Raw genomic sequence first — 19,502 nt, 5'->3', positions numbered from 1 at the left:
CTGTGGAAATTGTGTAAGTAACTGTTTCACCCGGTGCTGCTGCCGCAGTCCCGGTTTTGGTGGTAACAACGTCGGCACTAGGTGTCAGAGGTGTGGTGACTGTAGCCAGCGGATCAGTACCGTTGTTGTTTTCAGGAAAAGGATCAGGGGTAGCTGAGGTACTTCTGGCGGTGTTGCTGACGCTGCCGGATGCAGATGCAGGTGCGATGAAGCGGACTGTGTTAATGGCAGGAGGAGCACCCGAAGGCAAGCTGGGAATCGCTGGGAAGGTGACAATCCCAGTATCTGCATTGTAAACAGCCTCGTTGGGTAGACTAACTATATTTAAACCGGGAACAATGCTGTCGGTAATGGTGACGTTTTCGGCTGTGCTGGGGCCGTTGTTGACTGTGGAAATTGTGTAAGTAACTGTTTCACCCGGTGCTGCTGCCGCAGTCCCGGTTTTGGTGGTAACAACGTCGGCAAGAGCAGCAACAATTGTAGTTGAGACTTGAGAGATGGGTTGGGAACTATTGTTGTTAGCTAGATTTGGGTCGAAAGTGCTGGAGGTGCTATAGGCAGTGTTAGTTAAGGGAGCTGTGACTGTTGGGGAAACTGTGGCGGTGATGGTGCGGGTTTGGCTAGCACCGTTAGCCAGAGTCGGAATCGCCGGCCAGATGACCGTCCTCGTTGTGGAGTTGTATGTGGCGAGGTCGGAGGCTTCGACGAAACTTAAGCCTGCGGGCAGGGGATCTTGAATCAGGACGCTTTCGGCGCTGTTTGGCCCGTTATTTGTGGAGGTAATCGTATAGGTAATCGTGCTGTTGGGTATGGCATAGAGCGGACCTTTTTTAACAATGGAAACATCGGCTACGAGTGTAGGCGGATCTATACTTTGGACGATGACATTGTTAACTTCGTGAATGTTTGTGTTTCCCCCTGTCGAAGCAGCAAAGCCAAATTTAAAAGTAGGTGGCACTGCTCCGTTTATGCTTGCCAAATCTGGTATGTCGAGCAGTGTTTCGCCCGCATCAAATGTGCCGTTGCTGTTCAAGTCTAAGGCAACTGTCAGACGGTTAGGTGTTGCTGAAGTCGTCGGAAATAAGGTAATTTGGACGCTTCTTTTAGCTTCAGCGCGAATGCTTGTATCTTTATTGTCTATACCAATGGAAACCCCGGTCAAACTGTTAGTTAAAAGACTAGAACCTAAAAATTTATAATTGTCGGCTAGGATTGTGCTTTCCCTGCCTCTAAGTCCTACTGCATCAGGTAGCTTGTCATTTGGATTGTTCGAGATGCCACCCTGTTTTCCAGCAATAACGCTAGAATAATTGCCAAACTCGTCTAATCCGACACCTAAATAACCTCCTACAATACCCGGTGAATTTGAATTAGTATTCTGAGCATAGCCGAGAGAGCCGCCAAATCCTCCCGCTTTTGTTGGCGTAGCTGTTCCGTCAATGAGGAAAAAACTAATGCCATCCGCACCATCGGTGGCACCATTCACATCGGGGACATTACCTCTGTTATAGGCAAAGAAATCAAAGGTAACTCTCAGACCCTCAGTGGCAGAGATGGGGTTGTTGTAGATTGCAAAAGCTGATTGTCCAAAGGCGTTTGAGGTTAATCTCAAAGTACCTGTTCCGAGTGCATCGCCAGTCCCTAAAGCGGGAATAACGCCACTGGGGTTGGGTGTACTACCTGCGGTTAAGCCTGGGTTAGCTGTAGTGGGGTTGCCAACTCCATATATCCAAGGCCCGATTACTGTTGAATTTTTAAATTCTTCAGCCGCTAAGGTAGCGAGGACTGATTTGTAGTTTTCTAGGACTTTTTTTTCAAAGGCTACTTCGGCATTTATTTGTCCTGTGGTAATTTCTAATTCCCAGTCGCCGCCTAGTGCTGCACTACCAGTTAAATTGTTGGAAGCGGCAATATTTGCTCCGGTGAATTCGCTAATTTTTTGTATGAATTTAAGGCCGGATTTGCCTGCTGCTATGTTGCAGCCGTAAAGTAGAATGCTGGCGGATTTGCTGAGGGATTTTCCCCACTGCTGCAATTGGTGGCTGTGGGTTTCTAGGTTGTCAAGATTAAATTCTGCAGGGCCGATCGCGATTGCTGCTTCTCGGCCGTGAGATACTACGTGCAGGCTGTTGATATTGTGGCGCTGACCCAAAATTTCGGTGATTTGCTCGATCGCCCCCCTAGTTTCACTGAGTATAAATACTTCCGTTCCTGCTTTGACCCCACCGATCAATTGCTCGTAATTTTCTACTCTGGAGTCAACCACCACTAGAGATTTTTTGGCTTCTGGCTCTGCTTGAGAGCTCGCTCCTGCAAAAAAAAAGCTGTTTTTAGTGGCCATATTTTTAGATTTCAGTATTTTTACCGCTGACAAATGCGACGTTTTAGGGATCATTTTCATTATTCGTTGATTTACTTATCCGTTCTAACCTACCCCTTTAAAAAAAATCAATCAACAACAAAATATAAATTTTTAATAAGTTTTCTTAAACTTCAAAATTAATACTTACGTGTTTTTTTTGTTGAGTTGAAATTTTTAGACAAAAATGGAGGGGAATGCTGGGGCGCATCTGCTGCCACCTAATGACTACTCAACTCAAAGCTTTTATCTGCAAAGGTTTTTAGGATTTTACGGCTACGGTTAAGTCTTGTTTTTTTTGAGCGTAGACTGTGCCAGAAAATTGAAATTGCGATCGCCCGCAATACAAAATCCGGCTTGAATACCCCTTTTATTTTTTAGCTTTTCTGAACTATAACGCCAGTTTATGCAAGATGGGTTTCAAGCGTTAAGTTTTATAAAGAGGGGTTTTTAACCCGGATTGAAGATTACTTACGCATGGCTGAAAAAAGACAGTAATGTAAGTGACATAAGGGTACTCAGTGCGGACAAAAGTATTATTTCTCACCCAAGATTTACCGTAAATCCACTGAAAAATCTGTTTTTGAGAATTGGAAAGTTTTTAATTTGAGATTCGATTGACTTCTGTTGCCCGCTTGACATTGCCGCTAAACTAACTGAAAAAAGCGGTCTCAAAAAAATGTCAAAATGACCGCTAAAGCATACAAAAATTAATTTTAATAAAAATGATTAAATGGGGGGTTGACAATCTTTACTTACCTATGTTACTTGAGCTGGTTTATGCTGCGAACACCAGTGAAACATCGCAGGATTGGAGGGAAAAATTAGACGAGTAGAGTAATTGCATAAATCTTTGATAAATGTGTCAACCGCAGATTTAAGGCAGATACAACGCTGATACATTCACCCCCAATCCCGCGCTGGTTAAACCTTAATATCGAGCTCGCGCACCAAAAAAGCCCATTCATCTGCTAATTCTTCAATGACTTTAGCAGTAGGTTTGCCGCCCCCGTGACCTGCTTTGGTTTCGATCCTAATTAACACCGGCTTTTCTCCCCCTTGGGTTTCTTGCAAAGCCGAAGCAAACTTGAAACTGTGGGCGGGAACTACTCTGTCGTCGCGATCGGCAGTTGTAATCATTGTCGCCGGATAAGCTGTGCCCGATTTGAGGTTGTGCAGGGGAGAATAGCTGCGGATTGTGGGAAATTCTTCGGGATTTTCCGGGGAACCGTATTCCGAAGTCCAGGCCCAACCAATGGTAAATTTGTGGAAGCGCAACATATCCATAACGCCGACTGCGGGCAATGCTGCACCGAACAATTCCGGCCGCTGAGTCATGCAAGCCCCTACTAACAAACCGCCGTTGCTGCCGCCTGCGATCGCCAATTTAGCCGGTTTGGTGTACTTGTTTTCAATCAACCATTCAGCAGCGCTGATAAAGTCATCAAACACGTTTTGCTTCTTTAACTTTGTACCTGCTTGGTGCCAGGATTCACCGTACTCGCCACCTCCCCGCAAACAGGCTGTGACGTAAACTCCGCCCATCTCCAACCACACAACCCTGCTAACCGAGAAACTAGGAGTCAGCGAGATGCCAAAACCGCCGTAACCGTATAGGTATGTCGGGTTATTGCCATCTAATTGCAAACCTTTTTTGTGGGTAATAAACATGGGTACGCGAGTACCGTCTTTGCTAGGATAAAATACTTGTTTCGTTTCGTAGCCTTCGGGGTCAAAATCGACATTTGGTTTCCGATAAATAGTGCTTTCATCTGTCACCATGTTGTAGCGGTAAATCGTGTTTGGCGCTGTGAAACTGGTGTAAGCATAAAAGGTTTCCGTGTCGTGCCGCTTGCCGCCGAATCCTCCCGCCGAACCGATTCCCGGTAAGGCGATTTCTCGCACAAAAGAGCCTTCTAAGGTGAAGATTTTAATCTGGGTGTAGGCATCTTTTAGGTAAGAAGCGATAAATTGATTGTTGAGGATGCCAATGCCTCCGAGGGTTTCGGCTGCTTCGGGAATAATTTCTGCGAATTTCCCTTGAGTGTCACTGCCCGCGAGGGATGATGGTGGTGGGTTGCTAATGTCGATCGCAATTACGCGGCCTAGCGGTGCATTTAAATCTGTTTGAAACCAGAAAAGAGAGCCGTCATTATCGATGAAACTGTACTCTGCCTCAAATTCGCTAATTAGTTCAACAACGCTGGATTCCGGTGCTGTTAAATCTTTGTAAAAAATCAAGTTTTTGGTTTCAGTTCCCAGCCAAACAGAGATAATTAAGTAGCGGCCGTCTTCGGTGACACCTGCGCCAAATCCCCACTCTTTTTGATCCGGTCGTTCGTAGATCAATATATCTTCAGATTGGGAAGTACCGAGCTTGTGATAAAACAGTTTTTGGTAATAGTTAACGTCTTCGTGTTTAGTTTTTTCGTTTGGTTCGTCGTAGCGGCTGTAAAAAAAGCCTTTACCATCATGAGTCCAGGATGCTCCTGAGAATTTAATCCACTTTAAATGGTCTGATAAATCTTCGCCTGTTTCCACATCGCGAACTTTCCATTCTTGCCAATCGGAGCCGGAAGTTGACAAACCGTAGGCCATTAGTTTGCCGTCTTCGCTGATAGCTATGCCGCCGAGAGCAATAGTTCCGTCTTCTGAGAGAGTGTTGGGGTCAATTAATACTTTAGGTTCGCCGTCTAAGGATGGTAAAGTATAAAGTACAGATTGATTTTGTAGACCGTCATTTTTGTAGTAGAAATAGCGATCGCCTTCTTGGAAAGGTATGCCGTATTTCTCGTAATCCCAAAGTTGAGTCAGTCGCTGTTTGATTTTTTCCCGCGCCGGAATCTGGCTGAGGTAGCCGAAGGTGACTGCGTTTTGGGCTTCTACCCAGGCTTGGGTTTCCTCTGATTCGGGATTTTCCAGCCATCTGTAGGGATCTGATACTTTGACACCGTGATAGTCGTCAGATACGTCGGTTTTGTGGGTTGTGGGGTAGATCAAAGGGCGATCGAATTGAGTCATATTTTTTCACTCTCAGTAACTTTGTTTAGTTTAACCTTTTTTGCAAATTTGCGATTGCGAACCTGAATAAAGCAATCGCACTTCCTTCTCTCCCATCTTCCTTTGTGTCCTTTGCGTCTTCGCGGTTCGTTTCTCTAACATTTCAACTCAGCAATTGCCCATTTTAAACTAATCCAATTCCCTCCTTCCTTCCAAAGCACGAGCCAAAGTTACCTCATCTGCATATTCCAAATCTCCCCCCATTGGCAAACCAAAAGCGATGCGCGTCACTCTGGTAAAAGGTTTTAATAAGTGACCGATATAAAGAGTAGTAGTTTCGCCTTCCACGCTGGGACTAATTGCAATAATTACTTCACTAATCTTTTGCTGGCTAACGCGCCGGACTAAGGGTTGAATGTTCAATTGTTCCGGGCCAATTCCATCCATCGGCGAAATAACGCCGCCGACAACGTGATATTTGCCGATGTATTCCCTGGTTTTTTCTAGGGCGATTACGTCGCGGGATTCTGACACTACACAAATGGTAGAACTGTCGCGGTTTGTGTTGCGACAAATGTCGCAGACAGGTTCAGCAGATAAGTGAAAGCATACTTTACAGAAACCGACTTGTTTTTTGGCATCAATCAAAGATTGAGCTAGGGCTTGCACGTCTTCTTCGGGTCGTTTTAAAATATGCAAAGCGAGTCGCTGTGCTGTTTTTGGCCCGACTCCTGGTAAGCGCTGCAATTGTTCGATTAAACGGGCTAAGGGTCGAGTATACATAAAATGAAGGAAGAGGGAAGATGGAAGATGGAAGATGGAAGATGGAAGATGGAAGAATAATATAAATTAGCCGCCGCTTATTTTAGCTTTGTAGCCCATTTTTTTGAGAATTTCGGCAAGCTTTTGTTTGTGTTCGCCTTGAATTTCGATTTCGTTATCTTTAACTGTACCGCCTGTGCCACATTGGGCTTTTAGCTGCTTGGCTAAGTCTGCTAATGTTTCGGGTTTTCCCTGAAATCCGCTGATGACTGTAACTGTTTTGCCGCCTCGTCCTTTTCGGGATGCTTCTACTTTGAGATTTTGTTGATTTGGGGCAACTTCTGGGGTTCCGCGTTGGAGGGCGGCTGAGTTGTCGGTGTTGCCAAATTCGGAGTAAACTATTCGTTTGCCGTCGGTTGTTTTGTTGTCTGAATCTTTGCGTTTGGATGCTGCCATGTGTTAATATGCCTGAACTTCTTTTACTGGTATTTCTAGTTTTAACGGGTTCGGTAAAGTTGCGATCGCTCGGAATGCGCTCTATCTTCTATTTATTGTATTAGTCTGTTCAGGGTTGAAGGAATTATAATGAAATTTGTTCGCTCGGCTCAAGTCTCCAAGGGATTTGGTACGATCGACTGGCGCGCGATCGAGTGCGCCGACTTCTAGCTTACCCGCGAATCGAACAATCTCAAATTTAAAATCTAAAATCCAATGACTGTCACCCCCCTGCGTCTCACTTCCGAAACCGCGGCCCAACGCCCCGACTCCCTGGGTAGATTTGGCCAATTCGGCGGCAAATACGTCCCAGAAACCCTAATGCCTGCTTTGTTTGAGTTAGAAGCGGCTTTTCAAAAATACCGCAGCGAACCGGAATTTCAAGAGCAACTTCAAGGATTGCTCAAAGATTATGTCGGCCGCCCCAGCCCTTTGTATTTTGCCGAACGCCTCACAGAGCATTATGCTAAAGCAGACGGTACTGGCCCGCAAATTTATCTCAAACGGGAAGATTTAAACCACACTGGTGCTCACAAAATTAATAACGCTTTAGCTCAAGCATTGTTAGCAAAACGCATGGGGAAACAGCGGGTAATTGCTGAAACTGGTGCAGGTCAACACGGTGTTGCTACTGCTACGGTTTGTGCTCGTTTCGGTTTGGAATGCGTTGTCTACATGGGCGTTCAGGACATGGAAAGACAGGCTTTAAATGTGTTTAGAATGCGGCTGATGGGGGCCGAAGTGCGACCGGTGGCGGCGGGTACGGGAACGCTGAAAGATGCGACTTCCGAAGCGATTCGCGACTGGGTGACAAATGTGGAGACAACTCATTACATTTTGGGTTCCGTAGCGGGGCCGCATCCTTACCCGATGATGGTGCGCGATTTCCATGCGGTAATCGGTCAAGAAACGCGCGCTCAGTGTCAGGAAAAGTGGGCTGGTTTGCCGGATATTTTATTAGCTTGCGTCGGTGGCGGTTCTAACGCAATGGGTCTTTTCCACGAGTTTGTCGGGGAAGAAAGTGTTAGATTGATCGGTGTTGAAGCGGCGGGCGAAGGTGTGGATACGGACAAACACGCTGCTACTTTGACTAAGGGAACTGTGGGTGTTTTGCACGGCGCAATGAGTTATTTGCTGCAAGATAATGAAGGTCAAGTGATTGAGCCACACTCGATTAGTGCTGGTTTGGATTATCCGGGCGTGGGGCCGGAACACAGTTATTTGAAGGATGCTGGCCGGGCTGAATATTATAGTGTCACTGATGCAGATGCGCTGGCGGCTTTTCAGCGTCTTTCGCAGTTGGAGGGGATTATTCCGGCTTTGGAAACTGCTCACGCGATCGCCTATTTGGAGACTCTGTGCCCGCAGTTAACGGGGAGTCCGCGCATTGTGCTTAACTGTTCGGGGCGCGGCGACAAAGATGTGAACACTGTTGCTAAAGTTATGAATATGGTTTAGCGGAATTTTGGGCGATCGCTCTGTAGGAATCGGTAACAATTAACTTTATTTGTCATTCAAATTCATGTCCAAAGCTTTGGTTTTGATTTCTTTAGGATTGTTGACAATCTTGCCTAATTGTGCTAATTCACTTTCGGCGCGATCGCTCCCACAAGATTCTATGAATACTAATGTTGCTTTGACGAGTTCGCTGGCTGACTTAGAAAAAGCTGTTAACCAACAGATAAATCTATACCGAGCATCGAAAAAGTTGCCGCCGCTGAGTGTCGATGCGCGAATTACTCAGCAAGCAAGAATTCACAGCCAAAATATGGCGAGTGGGAAAGTTAAGTTTAGCCATGACGGATTTGAGGGGCGGGTGAAAGCAATTTCTATTCCCTATCAAAGTGTGGCTGAAAATGTTGCTTACAACATGGGCTACAACGATCCGGTACGCAATGCTGTTGAAGGTTGGATCAAAAGTGAGGGTCACCGCAAAAATATGGAGGGTCAGTTTAATTTAACTGGTATTGGGATTGCCAAAAATGCCAAAGGCGAGTATTATTTTACTCAGATTTTTGTCCGCAGTAGATAAGGTGAGGGAAGAGGGAAGAGGGAAGAAGGAAGAGGGAAGAAGGAAGAGGGAAGAAGGAAGAAGTCATTAGTCATTAGTGCTGTCGCCTCCGAGCTTTTCGTAAAAAGTCATCAGGAAGAAGGAAGAGGGAAGAGGGAAGAAGGAAGAGGGAAAAAAGCAGTCAACAGTCAACAGTCAACAATCAACAGTCAACAATTACTAATAATGGAATTTCCAGATTTTCAAGTGTGCGATGGTGATATTTCCGATGCTCTGTTATCTTATTATTTGACGGCGGAGGCGATCGCCGTTGATACCGAAACAATGGGTTTGCTACCGTGGCGCGATCGCTTGTGTTTGGTGCAGTTGTGCGATCCGCAAGGTAAAGTGGCGGCGGTGCGGATTGCTAAAGGTCAGACGGCGGCACCGAATTTAAAAAAGTTAATGGAAGTCCCGAATATTGAGAAAGTGTTTCACTTTGCCCGCTTCGATATAGCAACAATGCGCTACAATTTAAGTATTGAGATTGCACCTATTTTCTGCACAAAAATAGCGAGCAAACTAGCGAGAACTTACACCAACAGACACGGACTTAAAGACTTAATTAAAGAATTAGAAAAAGTAGAACTCAACAAAACCTCTCAAAGTTCGGATTGGGGAAATTCCGAGAATCTTTCAGACGAGCAACTGCACTACGCTGCGAACGATGTCCGCTATTTGTTAAGCGCTAAACAAAAGTTGACTGCTATGTTGCAGCGAGAAGAACGCTGGGAAATTGCACAGCAATGTTTTCAAGTTTTGTCGGTTTTTGTAACTTTGGATTTGTTGCAGTACAAGGATGTTTTTGAACACGGGCAATCTTAGGCGCGATCGCACAATTGCAGTCACCTAGGTTTGTAGTGAGGACTTTAGTCCTTCCTCATCCAAATTAAAAGGGTGGATCTGTGTTTTGCATTTGTAGCTGTAGAGAACTCGCGTGCTTTACACAGCACGCGAGCAGGGACGCTCGCACTGTAAAAAAAACATCCTTTTTGCGATGCAGGAGATGCTCCAAATCAGAAGAAGGACTAAAGTCCTAACTACCAACCTAATTATTATTTATTTGACCGGGCTAGATTCGAGTGAAAGAAATTTCAAAACTTACGAGTATTTCTAATTAGGGCTGATCGGGATTGTGTTCGTGCATCAAAGCTTCAAGTTGGTCGTCAACATTTTTAACCACCTGTTCCAAAGCGGGTAGCCCGTCTAAAGGTAAAGGAGAAAGCCGAGTGCGATCGCGAATTTGATTGACTTTCCGCTGCAATTCTTTGGCCAGTTGCAGCGCGTCCCGACTCAAACTAGACAATTGCTGCTGCTGGTAAAACCTCAAAGCCGCTCCCCGCAGCACTTGCAACGTGGCTTCTTCCTTGCCGCCCACTGCCATTACCCGCAAGCGCAACAGCAAATGAGTGTTTTTATATATGCGTTCAACTTCGACTTGTTTGGGATGTTCTATGGGGGAAACAGGCATATCCGTCAGCCTCTTCAACTCGTCGATGACTTCTTCAAACAGCACCGGATCGATACCTTCGACGATCGATTTCAAAACGCCGTCTTGACTCCAAAGAATGCGGCCCTGGGACTGGGGGCGCTCAAAAAACAGGCGGCCGATACCGTCTAGCAGCACTCTACCGAGCAATTCTTCCAGCAGTTGGGGCGCGGGTAAAGTTGCCAAAACTTCGACAGGGCTTGACAAATACGAGGCTTCGACATCCAAAACCGGCACATCAGCAGGTGTCGGGTAAACTTCGGCGCTTGCTGGTTTGATTGCTGCGGAGGTCGCTTTCAACCGGCTAGCGGGAATGGAGGGTTGGGGAAAAGAGGTCGGGGTTTTTGCTTCGGATGCGGAATTTGCTGGTGCGGGATTTTTTGGTGCTGGGGCTGCTGCGGTTGGTGTGGGGCTGGGTTCTTTGACTTGGTTCCCGTGGAGCAAGTAAGCTGAGAGCATCGAGCGTTGAGTTTCCGAGGAAATTTGCTCGGTTGTGACTGAGCAATTCATGTAAGCTAAAATCCGCTGCACGTAGTCCAAGGCGGAGTCATCTTTCCCATCGACTACGCCCAATTTCAATATATTGCCTTCTAGGGATATAGGCAAAACTTGATAGTAAAGACAAGCTTCAAAGGGGACAACTGTGTCGATTAGTTGAAATATTCGATCGGAGTCCATGTCCATTGTAGCCGCCAAGTCTGTTGAAGATGTATGTACCATTAGCTGCTCTGTAGTCGGAAGCGCGATCGATCGCGCCACAACAACCTGATTGATATAATTAAACGCTGCAACTTCCCTGACGGAGACATTCGTCTAAAAACCGGAAGCTTCGATCAAATAAAAATCCTCAGTCTCAGAATTTTTTCCCTTCTGTGTTGCCGTTTCAATATCTACTGAAAGATTTACAGTTAGATGATGACTTGCGCGCTGATGGCGAACACTCGATCGCGATCGATTGAGCGGCTGACAACGACAGAACGATCTTATTAATTCGCAAGTATTGCATCTGCACCACAATCGATGACTTGCGGGCCACGGCTAAATTGAGGATTTGTTGAAAAATCCTGACAAGTCGATCGCGCTGCTGATATTTTACCCCACAGAGTTCGCGGCGAGGCTAGCGATCGAGATATCATGACGCCCGTGCTGCGATATCCCGATCGATCTTACCGAAAGTGCGATCGCGCCAATGGCGATGTGCGAATTTTCCAGGGGAAAAATCGCAGGACTCTGTAGCTATTCCGGCATTGATTAGTAGCACGCATTATGCAAAATCCTACTGTTAATTAAGAATTAGCAATTGCCCGCAACTAATGGCTCATCTAGTCGTTGCGGAGGGTTTGAGCGGCTAAATAGAGTTTACTCCACTCGCCGATAACTTGATTAGTTTTCAGCTTTAATTCAGATGCGATCGTCTCTACGCTTTTTCCTGCCTTCAGCGATTCGACCAACTGCAGTTGCACCGGCGTGAGATTTTGTAAATATTGCTGCCACTGAGCGGGAGTCAAACCCAAATTGTGTTCTTTGAGCGAAGTTTCCAGCCAGTTAGCGACTAATTCCGGTGCTTGTTTGACCGCAAAAACCCGAATCGCGTGGTAACTGACTTTTTCTCGCAAGCGGTAAATTTGTTTGATGGGAACGTTCAAAGCCTCAGCAATTGCCTCTTGGGAACGGCCTTGCAGGTAAAGCCGCAGCCACTGACAAGCCAGCGGATCGACTTGATCCCTCAAATAATTCTCAAATTCTTGCTGGACAATCTGCCGCCCCGCTTGTCGCTCTTCCCAAACTTGATTTTCTTGGTAATCGGACATCGCCTGTGTGTCTAGCAGGCTGAGCGGTTCCTCTGTATCGTCGGGTAGAATTTGTTCCGACACCAGCCGCACCCAATCTCCCGCCGGGACTTGCGTCAACCCGCCCCGCTGGGAACGCCGCAGGTAGTTGACGAAGCGGTACACCAGCAGTGGCTGGTTGCGGATGGGCCGCAAACAGTATTCTTCTGTGCTCGCTAGTAGCAAAGCATTTCGCAGGCGTTTATCTGTTGTGCATTCGGCAATCCAGGCGACTTGCTGCTGGAGGTAGCGATCGGAATTGAGCATTTCCTGAATCACTTCTTGCAGTACCTCCACCGCACTCCGCTGTCTGTCGCGACTCAGGGAAACCCACGCTTGGATTTTTTGCCTGAGCACTACCAAACCGCCCAGCCGCCCGATCAAGTTGCGGTAAGCTTTTTCTGGCGCGACTCCCAGATAGCGCTGCTGTAAAATTCGATATAAAAAGTCGATCGCCCCACAGGCGACGGTGAGTTGAGTCGGATTCAGAGAGTCAAATCTTTCTGGCTTGTCTCCCAACAGCCAGCGGACAACACTCTCGCGAGTGCTAGAACTCTCGTCGGGGCAATCTTTTTCTAGTCGCGACTTCCAATCTTGTGCCAGTCTTTCCGCCAAGGTCATGTGCTGCTGAGATTATCTTTCACCCCCGATTTTAAGTGGTATGCTGGTTTTTTGAGTCTTTTTTGGATTTAATAGGACTTGCGCCTCGGTAAAATAGTTCTGTCAATGCGTTATCGAGATCAATTCCAGGGTTTTTTAGATTGTGGAACGGGCCAATTAATTGCCTATTGACAAAAACACCCAATTCTGTTAATTAGTGGTTTTCAATCAACTGAGGTACTAGCCAGCCGATCGCGCATTACCAATTACTAATTACCAATTACCGATGACCGATTTACCCATTACCCATTACCAATCCGTACCTCACTAACTTCAGAATTTCTATATGCCTAACTTTTTATTAGAACTCGGTACCGAAGAACTGCCCGCATCTTTTGTCGCCAGCAGCGTCCGGCAGTGGGAACGGCTCGTGCCTGCAACTCTGGCAGAACAATCATTGACAAATGAATCAATTAATGTATACGCCACTCCGAGGCGTTTGGCAGTTCTGATCGAAGGATTGCCAATCAAGCAATCAGACAGAGAAGAAGAGGTAAAAGGCCCGCCCGCAAGTTCGGCTTTTAAAGACGGGAAACCGACGAAAGCAGCCGAAGGTTTTGCCAAAAAACAAGGCGTAGAAATCGATGCTTTGTCGGTTCGCGCTACGGACAAAGGCGATTTTGTGTTTGTGCTCAAACAAATTCCGGGGCGGCTGAGTGCGGATATTTTGACACAACTTGTGCCGCAGTGGATTAATAAGTTAGAAGGCAAAAGATTCATGCGGTGGGCTGACGGAGATTTGAAGTTTCCGCGCCCGATTCGATCGATCGTGGCACTGTTAGATGATACTGTACTGCCGATCGCCTTGGTCAGCGGTTCGGATACGGTCAAGAGCGATCGAATTTCCCAAGGACACCGGGTGTTACATCCGCAGCCAGTCTCGATTCCGCAAGCCGAGGATTATGCCGAGTGTCTGCGGGCTGCTTGCGTCGAAGTCGATCGAACCCAGCGCAAAAATCAAATTAAATCACAAGTAGAAGCCGCAGCCACAAAACAAGGCGGTTACGCCGACATTACCGAAGATTTGTTAGAAGAAGTCACCGACTTAGTAGAATGGCCGAACCCAGTAGTAGGGAAATTTGACGAAGAATTTTTGATATTGCCGCCGGAAGTAATCACCACAATTATTGTTACAAACCAGCGCTATTTCCCAATCCTCAAAAGCCCCGACTTTCCCGAACTTCTGCCCTACTTCATTACAATTTCCAACGGAGATCCGGCCGCATCGGCGATTATTGCTGCGGGTAACGAGCGAGTCGTGCGGGCGAGGTTGGCCGACGGTGAGTTTTTCTACAAAGCAGACTTGGCCAAGCCTCTAGAGGATTATTTGCCGAAGTTGGAGAAAGTCACTTTTCAGGAAGATTTGGGGACAGTGCGCGCCAAGGTCGATCGCCTGTGCAAGATTGCCAGCCTCATCACCAACCAACTGCAAATAACTGCCGAAGAAAAAGCTTACATAGAAAGAGCAGCCTTACTTTGCAAAGCCGACCTCGTTACCCAAATGGTTTACGAACTTCCCGAAATGCAAGGAATCATGGGGCAGAAATACGCCTTAGCCTGCGGCGAAGCAAAAGCCGTAGCCACAGCGATTTTCGAGCATTATTTGCCTAGAGGCGCGGGGGACAAATTACCGCAAACTCTCACAGGTCAAGTTGTCGCAATAGCCGACAAATTAGATACATTAGTCAGCATCTTCGGCTTGGGAATGTTGCCGACAGGTTCCTCCGATCCTTTTGCTTTGCGCCGCGCAGCCAATGCGATCGCTAACATTATTTGGGCGGCTCAGTTACCAATCAACTTGCACCAGTTACTCGCAGAAGTTGTTGCCGAATTTACAGTAATTCGCCCGGAAACAAGCCCAGAATTACTTTCACAATTATACGAATTTTTCCTGCAAAGAATTCGGACTTTGCTGCAAGAAGAAAAGAATGTAGATTACGATTTGGTGAATGCCGTTTTGGGAGAAAACGACCCCGAATATACCGAACGGGCATTGAAAGATTTGTTGGACACGGTGGAAAGAGCGCTGTTTCTGCAACAAATCCGCAATGACAAGACTTTGGATCGGATTTACGAAACAGTCAACCGTTCAACTCGTTTAGCGGCTCAAGGAGATTTGGATAAAGTTGAATTGGAACCGAAAACTGCGGTGAAACCACAGTTGTTTCAAAAGTCGTCCGAACAAGCTTTTTATGATGCCGTGGTGCAGTTAGTGCCGCAAACGCTGCTATCGAAACAAACTCGCAATTACCAACAATTAGTAGAGAGTTTGACAGAAATTGCTCCGGCTGTCAGCAACTTTTTTGACGGCCCAGAAAGCGTTTTGGTGATGGATTCCGACCCGGAAATTAAGCGCAATCGCTTGAATTTGCTGGGTTTGCTGCGGAATCACGCGCGGGTGTTGGCTGACTTTGGGGCGATCGTCAATCGATTTTAGATTTTGAATATTAGATTACCGCCAAAAGTTTTGATGTAAAATCAAATCAATTAGTATCGGAATTATTCATTTCTATCATCTTTCTCCTCCCCCTCTGCGCCCTCTGCGGTTAAATCATCCAAAAAAAACCGTAACCGACATAAAAAGAAAAAAACCCGAAAATTTGCTATATCACAAAACTGATGCCGATCGTCAATCAATTTAAGATTTGAAATAGTTAGATTCCGGCCAAAAGTTTTGATGTAAAATCAAATCAATTAGTATCGGAATTATTCATTTCTATCATCTCTCTCCTCCCCCTCTGCGCCCTCTGCGCCCTCTGCGGTTAAATCATCCAAAAAAAACCGTAACCGACATAAAAAGAAAAAACCAGGAAAGTTCGCTCCATCACACACACACAACTTATGCCGATCGCTCACATCATTGGATTAGGAAAATCGGGGAATGCCGCCGCCAGACTGCTAAAACGCGAAGGATGGGAAGTAACGCTGAGCGATCGCTCATCAGCCCCAAACTTGCTCGAACAGCAACAGGAACTCACTAGCGAAGGAATTGCAGTTGAGTTAGGTAAATCTTTTGAACCAGTCGAATCGATAGAATTAATAGTAGTAAGTCCGGGCGTTCCCTGGGACAGTCCAGGATTAGTACGCGCCAGAGAGTTAGGCATTGAAACAATCGGAGAAATGGCGCTGGCGTGGCGCTATCTCAAAGCTCCTTGGGTGGGAATTAGTGGCACTAACGGCAAAACTACAACTACTGCTTTAATTGCTGCTATTTTTGCAGAAGCAGGGCTTCACGCTCCCGCTTGCGGCAATATTGGCTATGCTGCGTGCGAATTAGCTTTAGCTGAAAAACCGCCGGATTGGGTGATCGCAGAAATCAGCAGCTATCAGATAGAATCCTCGCCGTCTGTAGCGCCGCGAATCGGAGTTTTAACGACTTTGACACCGGATCACCTCAGCCGCCACAAAACTTTAGAAAATTACTACAACATTAAAGCGCATTTGCTGAAAAAGTCGGAATTGCAAGTAATTAATGGCGACGATCCTTGTTTGCGGCAGCAAGGAGTTGACATTTGGCCAGATGCGTGTTGGACGAGTGTTAAAGGTGAACAGGAATTATTAGGAAAGCGGGCTTTTGGAGCCTACATCGCAGACGGTTGGGTAATTGCTCAAAGCGAGAAAATTTTGCCTGCTTCGTCTTTGCGGATGGTGGGAGAGCACAATTTGCAAAATTTGTTGATGGCGGTGGCGGCGGCTAATTTGGCGGGGATCGATCGAAGTGCGATCGCCCGGGCGATCGATAAATTCCCCGGAGTATCGCACCGTCTCGAACACATCTGCACTTGGGAAGGCATAGATTTTATCAACGACAGCAAAGCGACTAATTACGATGCGGCGCAAGTCGGGTTGGCTTCTGTAAGCGCGCCGGCGATTTTGATTGCGGGCGGCGATCCCAAAGAAGGGGACGATCGCGCTTGGATCGATACAATTAAGGCGAAAGCTGTAGGGGTGCTGTTAATTGGGGATGCGGCAGGCATTTTTAGCGATCGGCTAGAACAAGCAAATTATAATGCTTGGGAAATCGTCGAAACAATGGAAAAAGCAGTTCCCAGAGCCGCAGAATTAGGCAAACAGAACAACGCTAAAGTCGTGCTGCTTTCGCCAGCTTGCGCCAGTTTCGATCAATACCAAAACTTCGAGCAACGAGGCGATCATTTCCGTCAATTGTGTCTCGAATCGCTTGCGAAAAAATCGGGCTATATCTAGATTATCACTCAAGAAAGAAAATCAAATCAGGCTTTTGTAGGGGTAGTGGATGGTGCGATCCTACCCCCTCCACTTGTTAACCCAAGCTTATTCGGCTATAATAAAGGCAGCCTAATTAGCATGGCCAGATTTTCATGCAGTTTGAGTGGGATGAAGCGAAGAATCTAAATAATATTCGCAAACATGACATTGATTTTGTAGATGTCCCTAAAATGTTTGATAGTCCAATGCTAGTTGAGCTAGACGATCGTTTTGATTACGGCGAAAACCGTTGGTTCGGTATCGGTTTCCTCGGTAACGGCATCGCGGTTGTTGTTTGGACAGAACGACAGAATGACGTGATTCGGATCATTTCAGCACGAAGGGCAAATCGATATGAGCGCCAAAAACTTGAGCAATACCTCTCGTACTAATTGGAAAGCATTAGAAGAAATGGAAGATGAAGGAATTGATTACTCTGACATTCCACCCTTGACGGCAGAGTTTTTTGAACTCGCTACTGTAAGAATTCCTGCATCTCAAGCACAGCGATTAGTTCAAATTGACCCAGATATTTTGAAGTGGTTCCAAGCTCGAACGGGAGAACATAAAGCTTTAATCAACTCGGTTTTGCGTCGCTACATAGAAGGCAGTAGTGAAAATTCATCAGTATAAAAAAATACGCTTTGGTTGACAAGGTAATTGCTCCGCGCGCATCTCACAAAGATTGAGAAGTAACCTAGTCTCTGCGATTACTCTCCCGTAGCGCAATGACAAATAGCATTAACCCAAGCGTATCTATCTATGACTATGTTTGACCTTAAGTTGACACCAATAGATAATGCCGTGTCCGGTGCAGCAACCTGCGACTTTATAGATGCGCCAGCCCTCAAATACTCTTCCAAATATCTTTAATTCTAGCCTGCTCTTCCCATTCCAGCTCATGAAAAACTAGCATCATTTCCTCATGGGTGTAATCAATAATAATAGCAGCAAACTGACCCACAGTTTCCGCTGACAGCATCGCTAGTTTCAATTTTGTCTTTGATTCTCCATCCATTAATATGATGTCAAATAAAATAACATTCCTCAGTTCGTAGTGATGCCTAAAATCCTCAAAATTTGTTAAGCCAATCAGGACTAAAGTCCTCATTACAAACAATTTTAAACATTTATAAGTTAGTAGTTACAACTTCATTTTTCAAAATTTCTGCCAATCCAGACTAAAGTCCTCACTACCAACCAGTTTTATTTTAGCCGTTAGAGCTGACACAATATAACACTAAACCTTTGATTTACCCTTCACTTCGATTTTAACTTAGCCTGCAAATCTCTTTGAGTTTTGCATTAAAACTAGAAACATCAGGAACACTGATTGTATCATAATCCTGCCAGGAAATTTGAAAATCTTCGCGACAAATCTGAGATCGCAATTTTTCATCAATCTCCAAAATCTTGCTTTCGGAAGCGACATTATTTTTCAACAAAATAGCAATTTCTCTTTCCAGTTGGCGATTTCCTTGCTCAAAGAAATCTTGAGAATTAGAACGAAACAAACCGCTATTGACTTGCTGAAATTGGTTTGGTGTCAGCGATTGAGCCGAGACAGCAGCCGGAAATGCCAAAGATGCTGCCACCCAAAAACTAGGAATTATTTGTTTGAGAATTCTGTTCATAACTGTCGGGAGGACTTTTTACCTCAATTTGTTTATCGTCTTCTGACTCGGTTGCTGATTCATCTTCTAGTGCAATTTTTTCTTGCCACTCGGTAAGCTGTTGAAAAAGCTGCTGGCTAATTTGAAATACGGCTTTGTTGGTTTCCGACATATTAACTCCTGAAGGTGATTGAAAGAATTAGATTTACTGGGTAAGGTGCTTTTTGCGCACCCTACTAATATTAGTTATAACTGTGAAACTTTGAGCAGCGCCATGATGATGCCAATTAAGGAACCGCCCAGTAAAGTTAAAGTAGCTAAGGTACTAATGCCAAATCCGGCGGCTCGTTTTTCCGCTGCTTGATAGTAACCCCAAGCAAACAAAATGCGTCCAATTATCCAAACTGCACCGATACCGGCGGCCCAAATTGGGCTGATAAATTGCGAGAATATCCACAGCGAGGGCAAAAATAAAATCAGTTGCTCTAAGGTGTTTTGATGAACTCGCACTACTCGCTCAAAGTCTGGGTTTCCTGTCATCTGCGGAGGAGAAACTTTGTACTTGAACCTGGCTCTGCCGACGTTGAGGGTAAGAATGAAGTAGAGAATTAATGCTGAGATAGTAATTAGACTGGGCCAGAGTGTGGCGTTTGCTTCTGCGAGCATGATTGGGTATGGTGCTGGGGTAGATATCTTGATTATAAATCAATTATTGTCGATCGCGCCATTCATCGCCATCGAGTAATTCAAGGCAGCGAATTTGATGCAACTGCTGGCTATTCGTGCCGTCGCAACTAATTTCGGATTCGGGGACATCCTTCACAACTTGCTGGCTGCGCTTAAGTCTTTATTGCGAATTCAAGGAGATTATTTTGCTCAACAATGTTTCGTTCGATTCTCCGTAAAGGCGTGCCTTGTATTCCCAAAGTTTATCGATTAACTAGGGTTTGCTGAATAATCGATCGCAAACCAATCACAGGAGCGATCGATATATTCAAGCTTGGTTAATATAAGTTCT

17 protein-coding genes are annotated in these 19,502 nt (G+C 45.8%); 7 read left to right on the top strand and 10 right to left on the bottom strand.

The annotated features are described in order from the left end of the window. The 4 genes from QUA01_RS26090 to QUA01_RS26075 form a co-directional block, all read right to left on the bottom strand. Nucleotides 1-2,341: DUF4347 domain-containing protein (locus QUA01_RS26090; RefSeq protein ID WP_333093405.1), on the bottom strand; the 2,341-nt coding region annotated here is incomplete at its 3' end. Between the two features lie 942 nt (nt 2,342-3,283). Further along, the gene (locus QUA01_RS26085; RefSeq protein ID WP_333093404.1) at nt 3,284-5,380 is read right to left on the bottom strand and encodes a prolyl oligopeptidase family serine peptidase; all 2,097 of its coding nucleotides are present in this window, start codon (nt 5,378-5,380) and stop codon (nt 3,284-3,286) included. A 168-nt stretch (nt 5,381-5,548) separates the two neighbouring features. Next, entirely contained in the window at nt 5,549-6,142 is a 594-nt protein-coding gene (gene recR / locus QUA01_RS26080; protein WP_265238932.1) for a recombination mediator RecR, read from the bottom strand. Nucleotides 6,143-6,208: 66 nt separating this feature from the next. Further along, entirely contained in the window at nt 6,209-6,577 is a 369-nt protein-coding gene (locus tag QUA01_RS26075; protein WP_194008720.1) for a translation initiation factor, read from the bottom strand. Between the two features lie 255 nt (nt 6,578-6,832). Here QUA01_RS26075 and trpB point away from each other — a divergent pair, with 255 nt between their 5' ends. The 3 genes from trpB to QUA01_RS26060 all read left to right on the top strand — a co-directional run bounded on the left by trpB (nt 6,833) and on the right by QUA01_RS26060 (nt 9,491). Next, complete coding sequence (trpB, locus tag QUA01_RS26070; RefSeq protein ID WP_333093403.1) at nt 6,833-8,074, top strand: tryptophan synthase subunit beta; 1,242 nt, start codon at nt 6,833-6,835, stop codon at nt 8,072-8,074. 64 nt (nt 8,075-8,138) lie between these two features. Next, on the top strand, nt 8,139-8,648 hold the full coding sequence (locus tag QUA01_RS26065) for a CAP domain-containing protein (RefSeq protein WP_333093401.1): 510 nt from the start codon (nt 8,139-8,141) through the stop codon (nt 8,646-8,648). Nucleotides 8,649-8,852: 204 nt separating this feature from the next. Further along, nucleotides 8,853-9,491 carry a ribonuclease D gene (locus tag QUA01_RS26060; protein WP_333093400.1) on the top strand — a complete coding sequence of 213 codons (639 nt, stop codon included), beginning with the start codon at nt 8,853-8,855 and terminating at the stop codon, nt 9,489-9,491. 292 nt (nt 9,492-9,783) lie between these two features. On the opposite strand, the gene QUA01_RS26055 is transcribed toward QUA01_RS26060, so the two are convergent. Both QUA01_RS26055 and QUA01_RS26050 read right to left on the bottom strand, forming a co-directional pair. Beyond that, nucleotides 9,784-10,875 carry a hypothetical protein gene (locus tag QUA01_RS26055; protein ID WP_333093399.1) on the bottom strand — a complete coding sequence of 364 codons (1,092 nt, stop codon included), beginning with the start codon at nt 10,873-10,875 and terminating at the stop codon, nt 9,784-9,786. Nucleotides 10,876-11,477: 602 nt separating this feature from the next. Beyond that, entirely contained in the window at nt 11,478-12,605 is a 1,128-nt protein-coding gene (locus QUA01_RS26050) for a HetZ-related protein 2 (RefSeq protein WP_333093398.1), read from the bottom strand. A gap of 325 nt (nt 12,606-12,930) precedes the next feature. On the opposite strand from QUA01_RS26050, the gene glyS reads away from it, so the two are divergent. The 4 genes from glyS to QUA01_RS26030 all read left to right on the top strand — a co-directional run bounded on the left by glyS (nt 12,931) and on the right by QUA01_RS26030 (nt 17,504). Beyond that, complete coding sequence (gene glyS, locus QUA01_RS26045; protein ID WP_333093397.1) at nt 12,931-15,081, top strand: glycine--tRNA ligase subunit beta; 2,151 nt, start codon at nt 12,931-12,933, stop codon at nt 15,079-15,081. Between the two features lie 404 nt (nt 15,082-15,485). Continuing rightward, nucleotides 15,486-16,850, top strand: coding sequence for a UDP-N-acetylmuramoyl-L-alanine--D-glutamate ligase (murD, locus tag QUA01_RS26040; protein ID WP_333093396.1), 1,365 nt, complete (start codon nt 15,486-15,488; stop codon nt 16,848-16,850). Nucleotides 16,851-16,984: 134 nt separating this feature from the next. Beyond that, nucleotides 16,985-17,263, top strand: coding sequence for a BrnT family toxin (locus QUA01_RS26035; protein ID WP_333093395.1), 279 nt, complete (start codon nt 16,985-16,987; stop codon nt 17,261-17,263). Then, nucleotides 17,226-17,504, top strand: a complete 279-nt coding sequence (locus QUA01_RS26030) for a BrnA antitoxin family protein (RefSeq protein WP_333093394.1) — start codon at nt 17,226-17,228, stop codon at nt 17,502-17,504. Before QUA01_RS26035 ends, QUA01_RS26030 begins: the two co-directional genes overlap by 38 nt. 214 nt (nt 17,505-17,718) lie before the next feature. On the opposite strand, the gene QUA01_RS26025 is transcribed toward QUA01_RS26030, so the two are convergent. From QUA01_RS26025 to QUA01_RS26010, 4 genes are all read right to left on the bottom strand, one after another. Then, nucleotides 17,719-17,982, bottom strand: a complete 264-nt coding sequence (locus QUA01_RS26025; protein ID WP_333093393.1) for a hypothetical protein — start codon at nt 17,980-17,982, stop codon at nt 17,719-17,721. A gap of 160 nt (nt 17,983-18,142) precedes the next feature. Then, nucleotides 18,143-18,505 (bottom strand): hypothetical protein, encoded by a 363-nt coding sequence (locus tag QUA01_RS26020; protein WP_333093392.1) that lies wholly within the window; start codon nt 18,503-18,505, stop codon nt 18,143-18,145. After that, the gene (locus QUA01_RS26015) at nt 18,474-18,656 is read right to left on the bottom strand and encodes a hypothetical protein (RefSeq protein ID WP_333093391.1); all 183 of its coding nucleotides are present in this window, start codon (nt 18,654-18,656) and stop codon (nt 18,474-18,476) included. Before QUA01_RS26015 ends, QUA01_RS26020 begins: the two co-directional genes overlap by 32 nt. Nucleotides 18,657-18,730: 74 nt before the next feature. Beyond that, nucleotides 18,731-19,150, bottom strand: coding sequence for an MAPEG family protein (locus QUA01_RS26010; RefSeq protein ID WP_333093390.1), 420 nt, complete (start codon nt 19,148-19,150; stop codon nt 18,731-18,733). Between the last annotated feature and the right edge of the window lie 352 nt (nt 19,151-19,502).

Origin of the sequence: Microcoleus sp. S36a_B3 (assembly GCF_036700745.1) — a bacterium.
In the GTDB taxonomy this organism is placed as follows: Bacteria; Cyanobacteriota; Cyanobacteriia; order Cyanobacteriales; family Microcoleaceae; genus Microcoleus.
This window is presented reverse-complemented; position numbering and strand designations above follow the sequence as displayed.

Coding starts and splice junctions, on each gene's coding strand:
- QUA01_RS26085 (WP_333093404.1), bottom strand. CDS start 5,380: ATGACTCAATTCGATCGCCCTTTGATCTACCCCACAACCCACAAAACC.
- recR (WP_265238932.1), bottom strand. CDS start 6,142: ATGTATACTCGACCCTTAGCCCGTTTAATCGAACAATTGCAGCGCTTA.
- QUA01_RS26075 (WP_194008720.1), bottom strand. CDS start 6,577: ATGGCAGCATCCAAACGCAAAGATTCAGACAACAAAACAACCGACGGC.
- trpB (WP_333093403.1), top strand. CDS start 6,833: ATGACTGTCACCCCCCTGCGTCTCACTTCCGAAACCGCGGCCCAACGC.
- QUA01_RS26065 (WP_333093401.1), top strand. CDS start 8,139: ATGTCCAAAGCTTTGGTTTTGATTTCTTTAGGATTGTTGACAATCTTG.
- QUA01_RS26060 (WP_333093400.1), top strand. CDS start 8,853: ATGGAATTTCCAGATTTTCAAGTGTGCGATGGTGATATTTCCGATGCT.
- QUA01_RS26055 (WP_333093399.1), bottom strand. CDS start 10,875: ATGGTACATACATCTTCAACAGACTTGGCGGCTACAATGGACATGGAC.
- QUA01_RS26050 (WP_333093398.1), bottom strand. CDS start 12,605: ATGACCTTGGCGGAAAGACTGGCACAAGATTGGAAGTCGCGACTAGAA.
- glyS (WP_333093397.1), top strand. CDS start 12,931: ATGCCTAACTTTTTATTAGAACTCGGTACCGAAGAACTGCCCGCATCT.
- murD (WP_333093396.1), top strand. CDS start 15,486: ATGCCGATCGCTCACATCATTGGATTAGGAAAATCGGGGAATGCCGCC.
- QUA01_RS26035 (WP_333093395.1), top strand. CDS start 16,985: ATGCAGTTTGAGTGGGATGAAGCGAAGAATCTAAATAATATTCGCAAA.
- QUA01_RS26030 (WP_333093394.1), top strand. CDS start 17,226: ATGAGCGCCAAAAACTTGAGCAATACCTCTCGTACTAATTGGAAAGCA.
- QUA01_RS26025 (WP_333093393.1), bottom strand. CDS start 17,982: ATGAGGACTTTAGTCCTGATTGGCTTAACAAATTTTGAGGATTTTAGG.
- QUA01_RS26020 (WP_333093392.1), bottom strand. CDS start 18,505: ATGAACAGAATTCTCAAACAAATAATTCCTAGTTTTTGGGTGGCAGCA.
- QUA01_RS26015 (WP_333093391.1), bottom strand. CDS start 18,656: ATGTCGGAAACCAACAAAGCCGTATTTCAAATTAGCCAGCAGCTTTTT.
- QUA01_RS26010 (WP_333093390.1), bottom strand. CDS start 19,150: ATGCTCGCAGAAGCAAACGCCACACTCTGGCCCAGTCTAATTACTATC.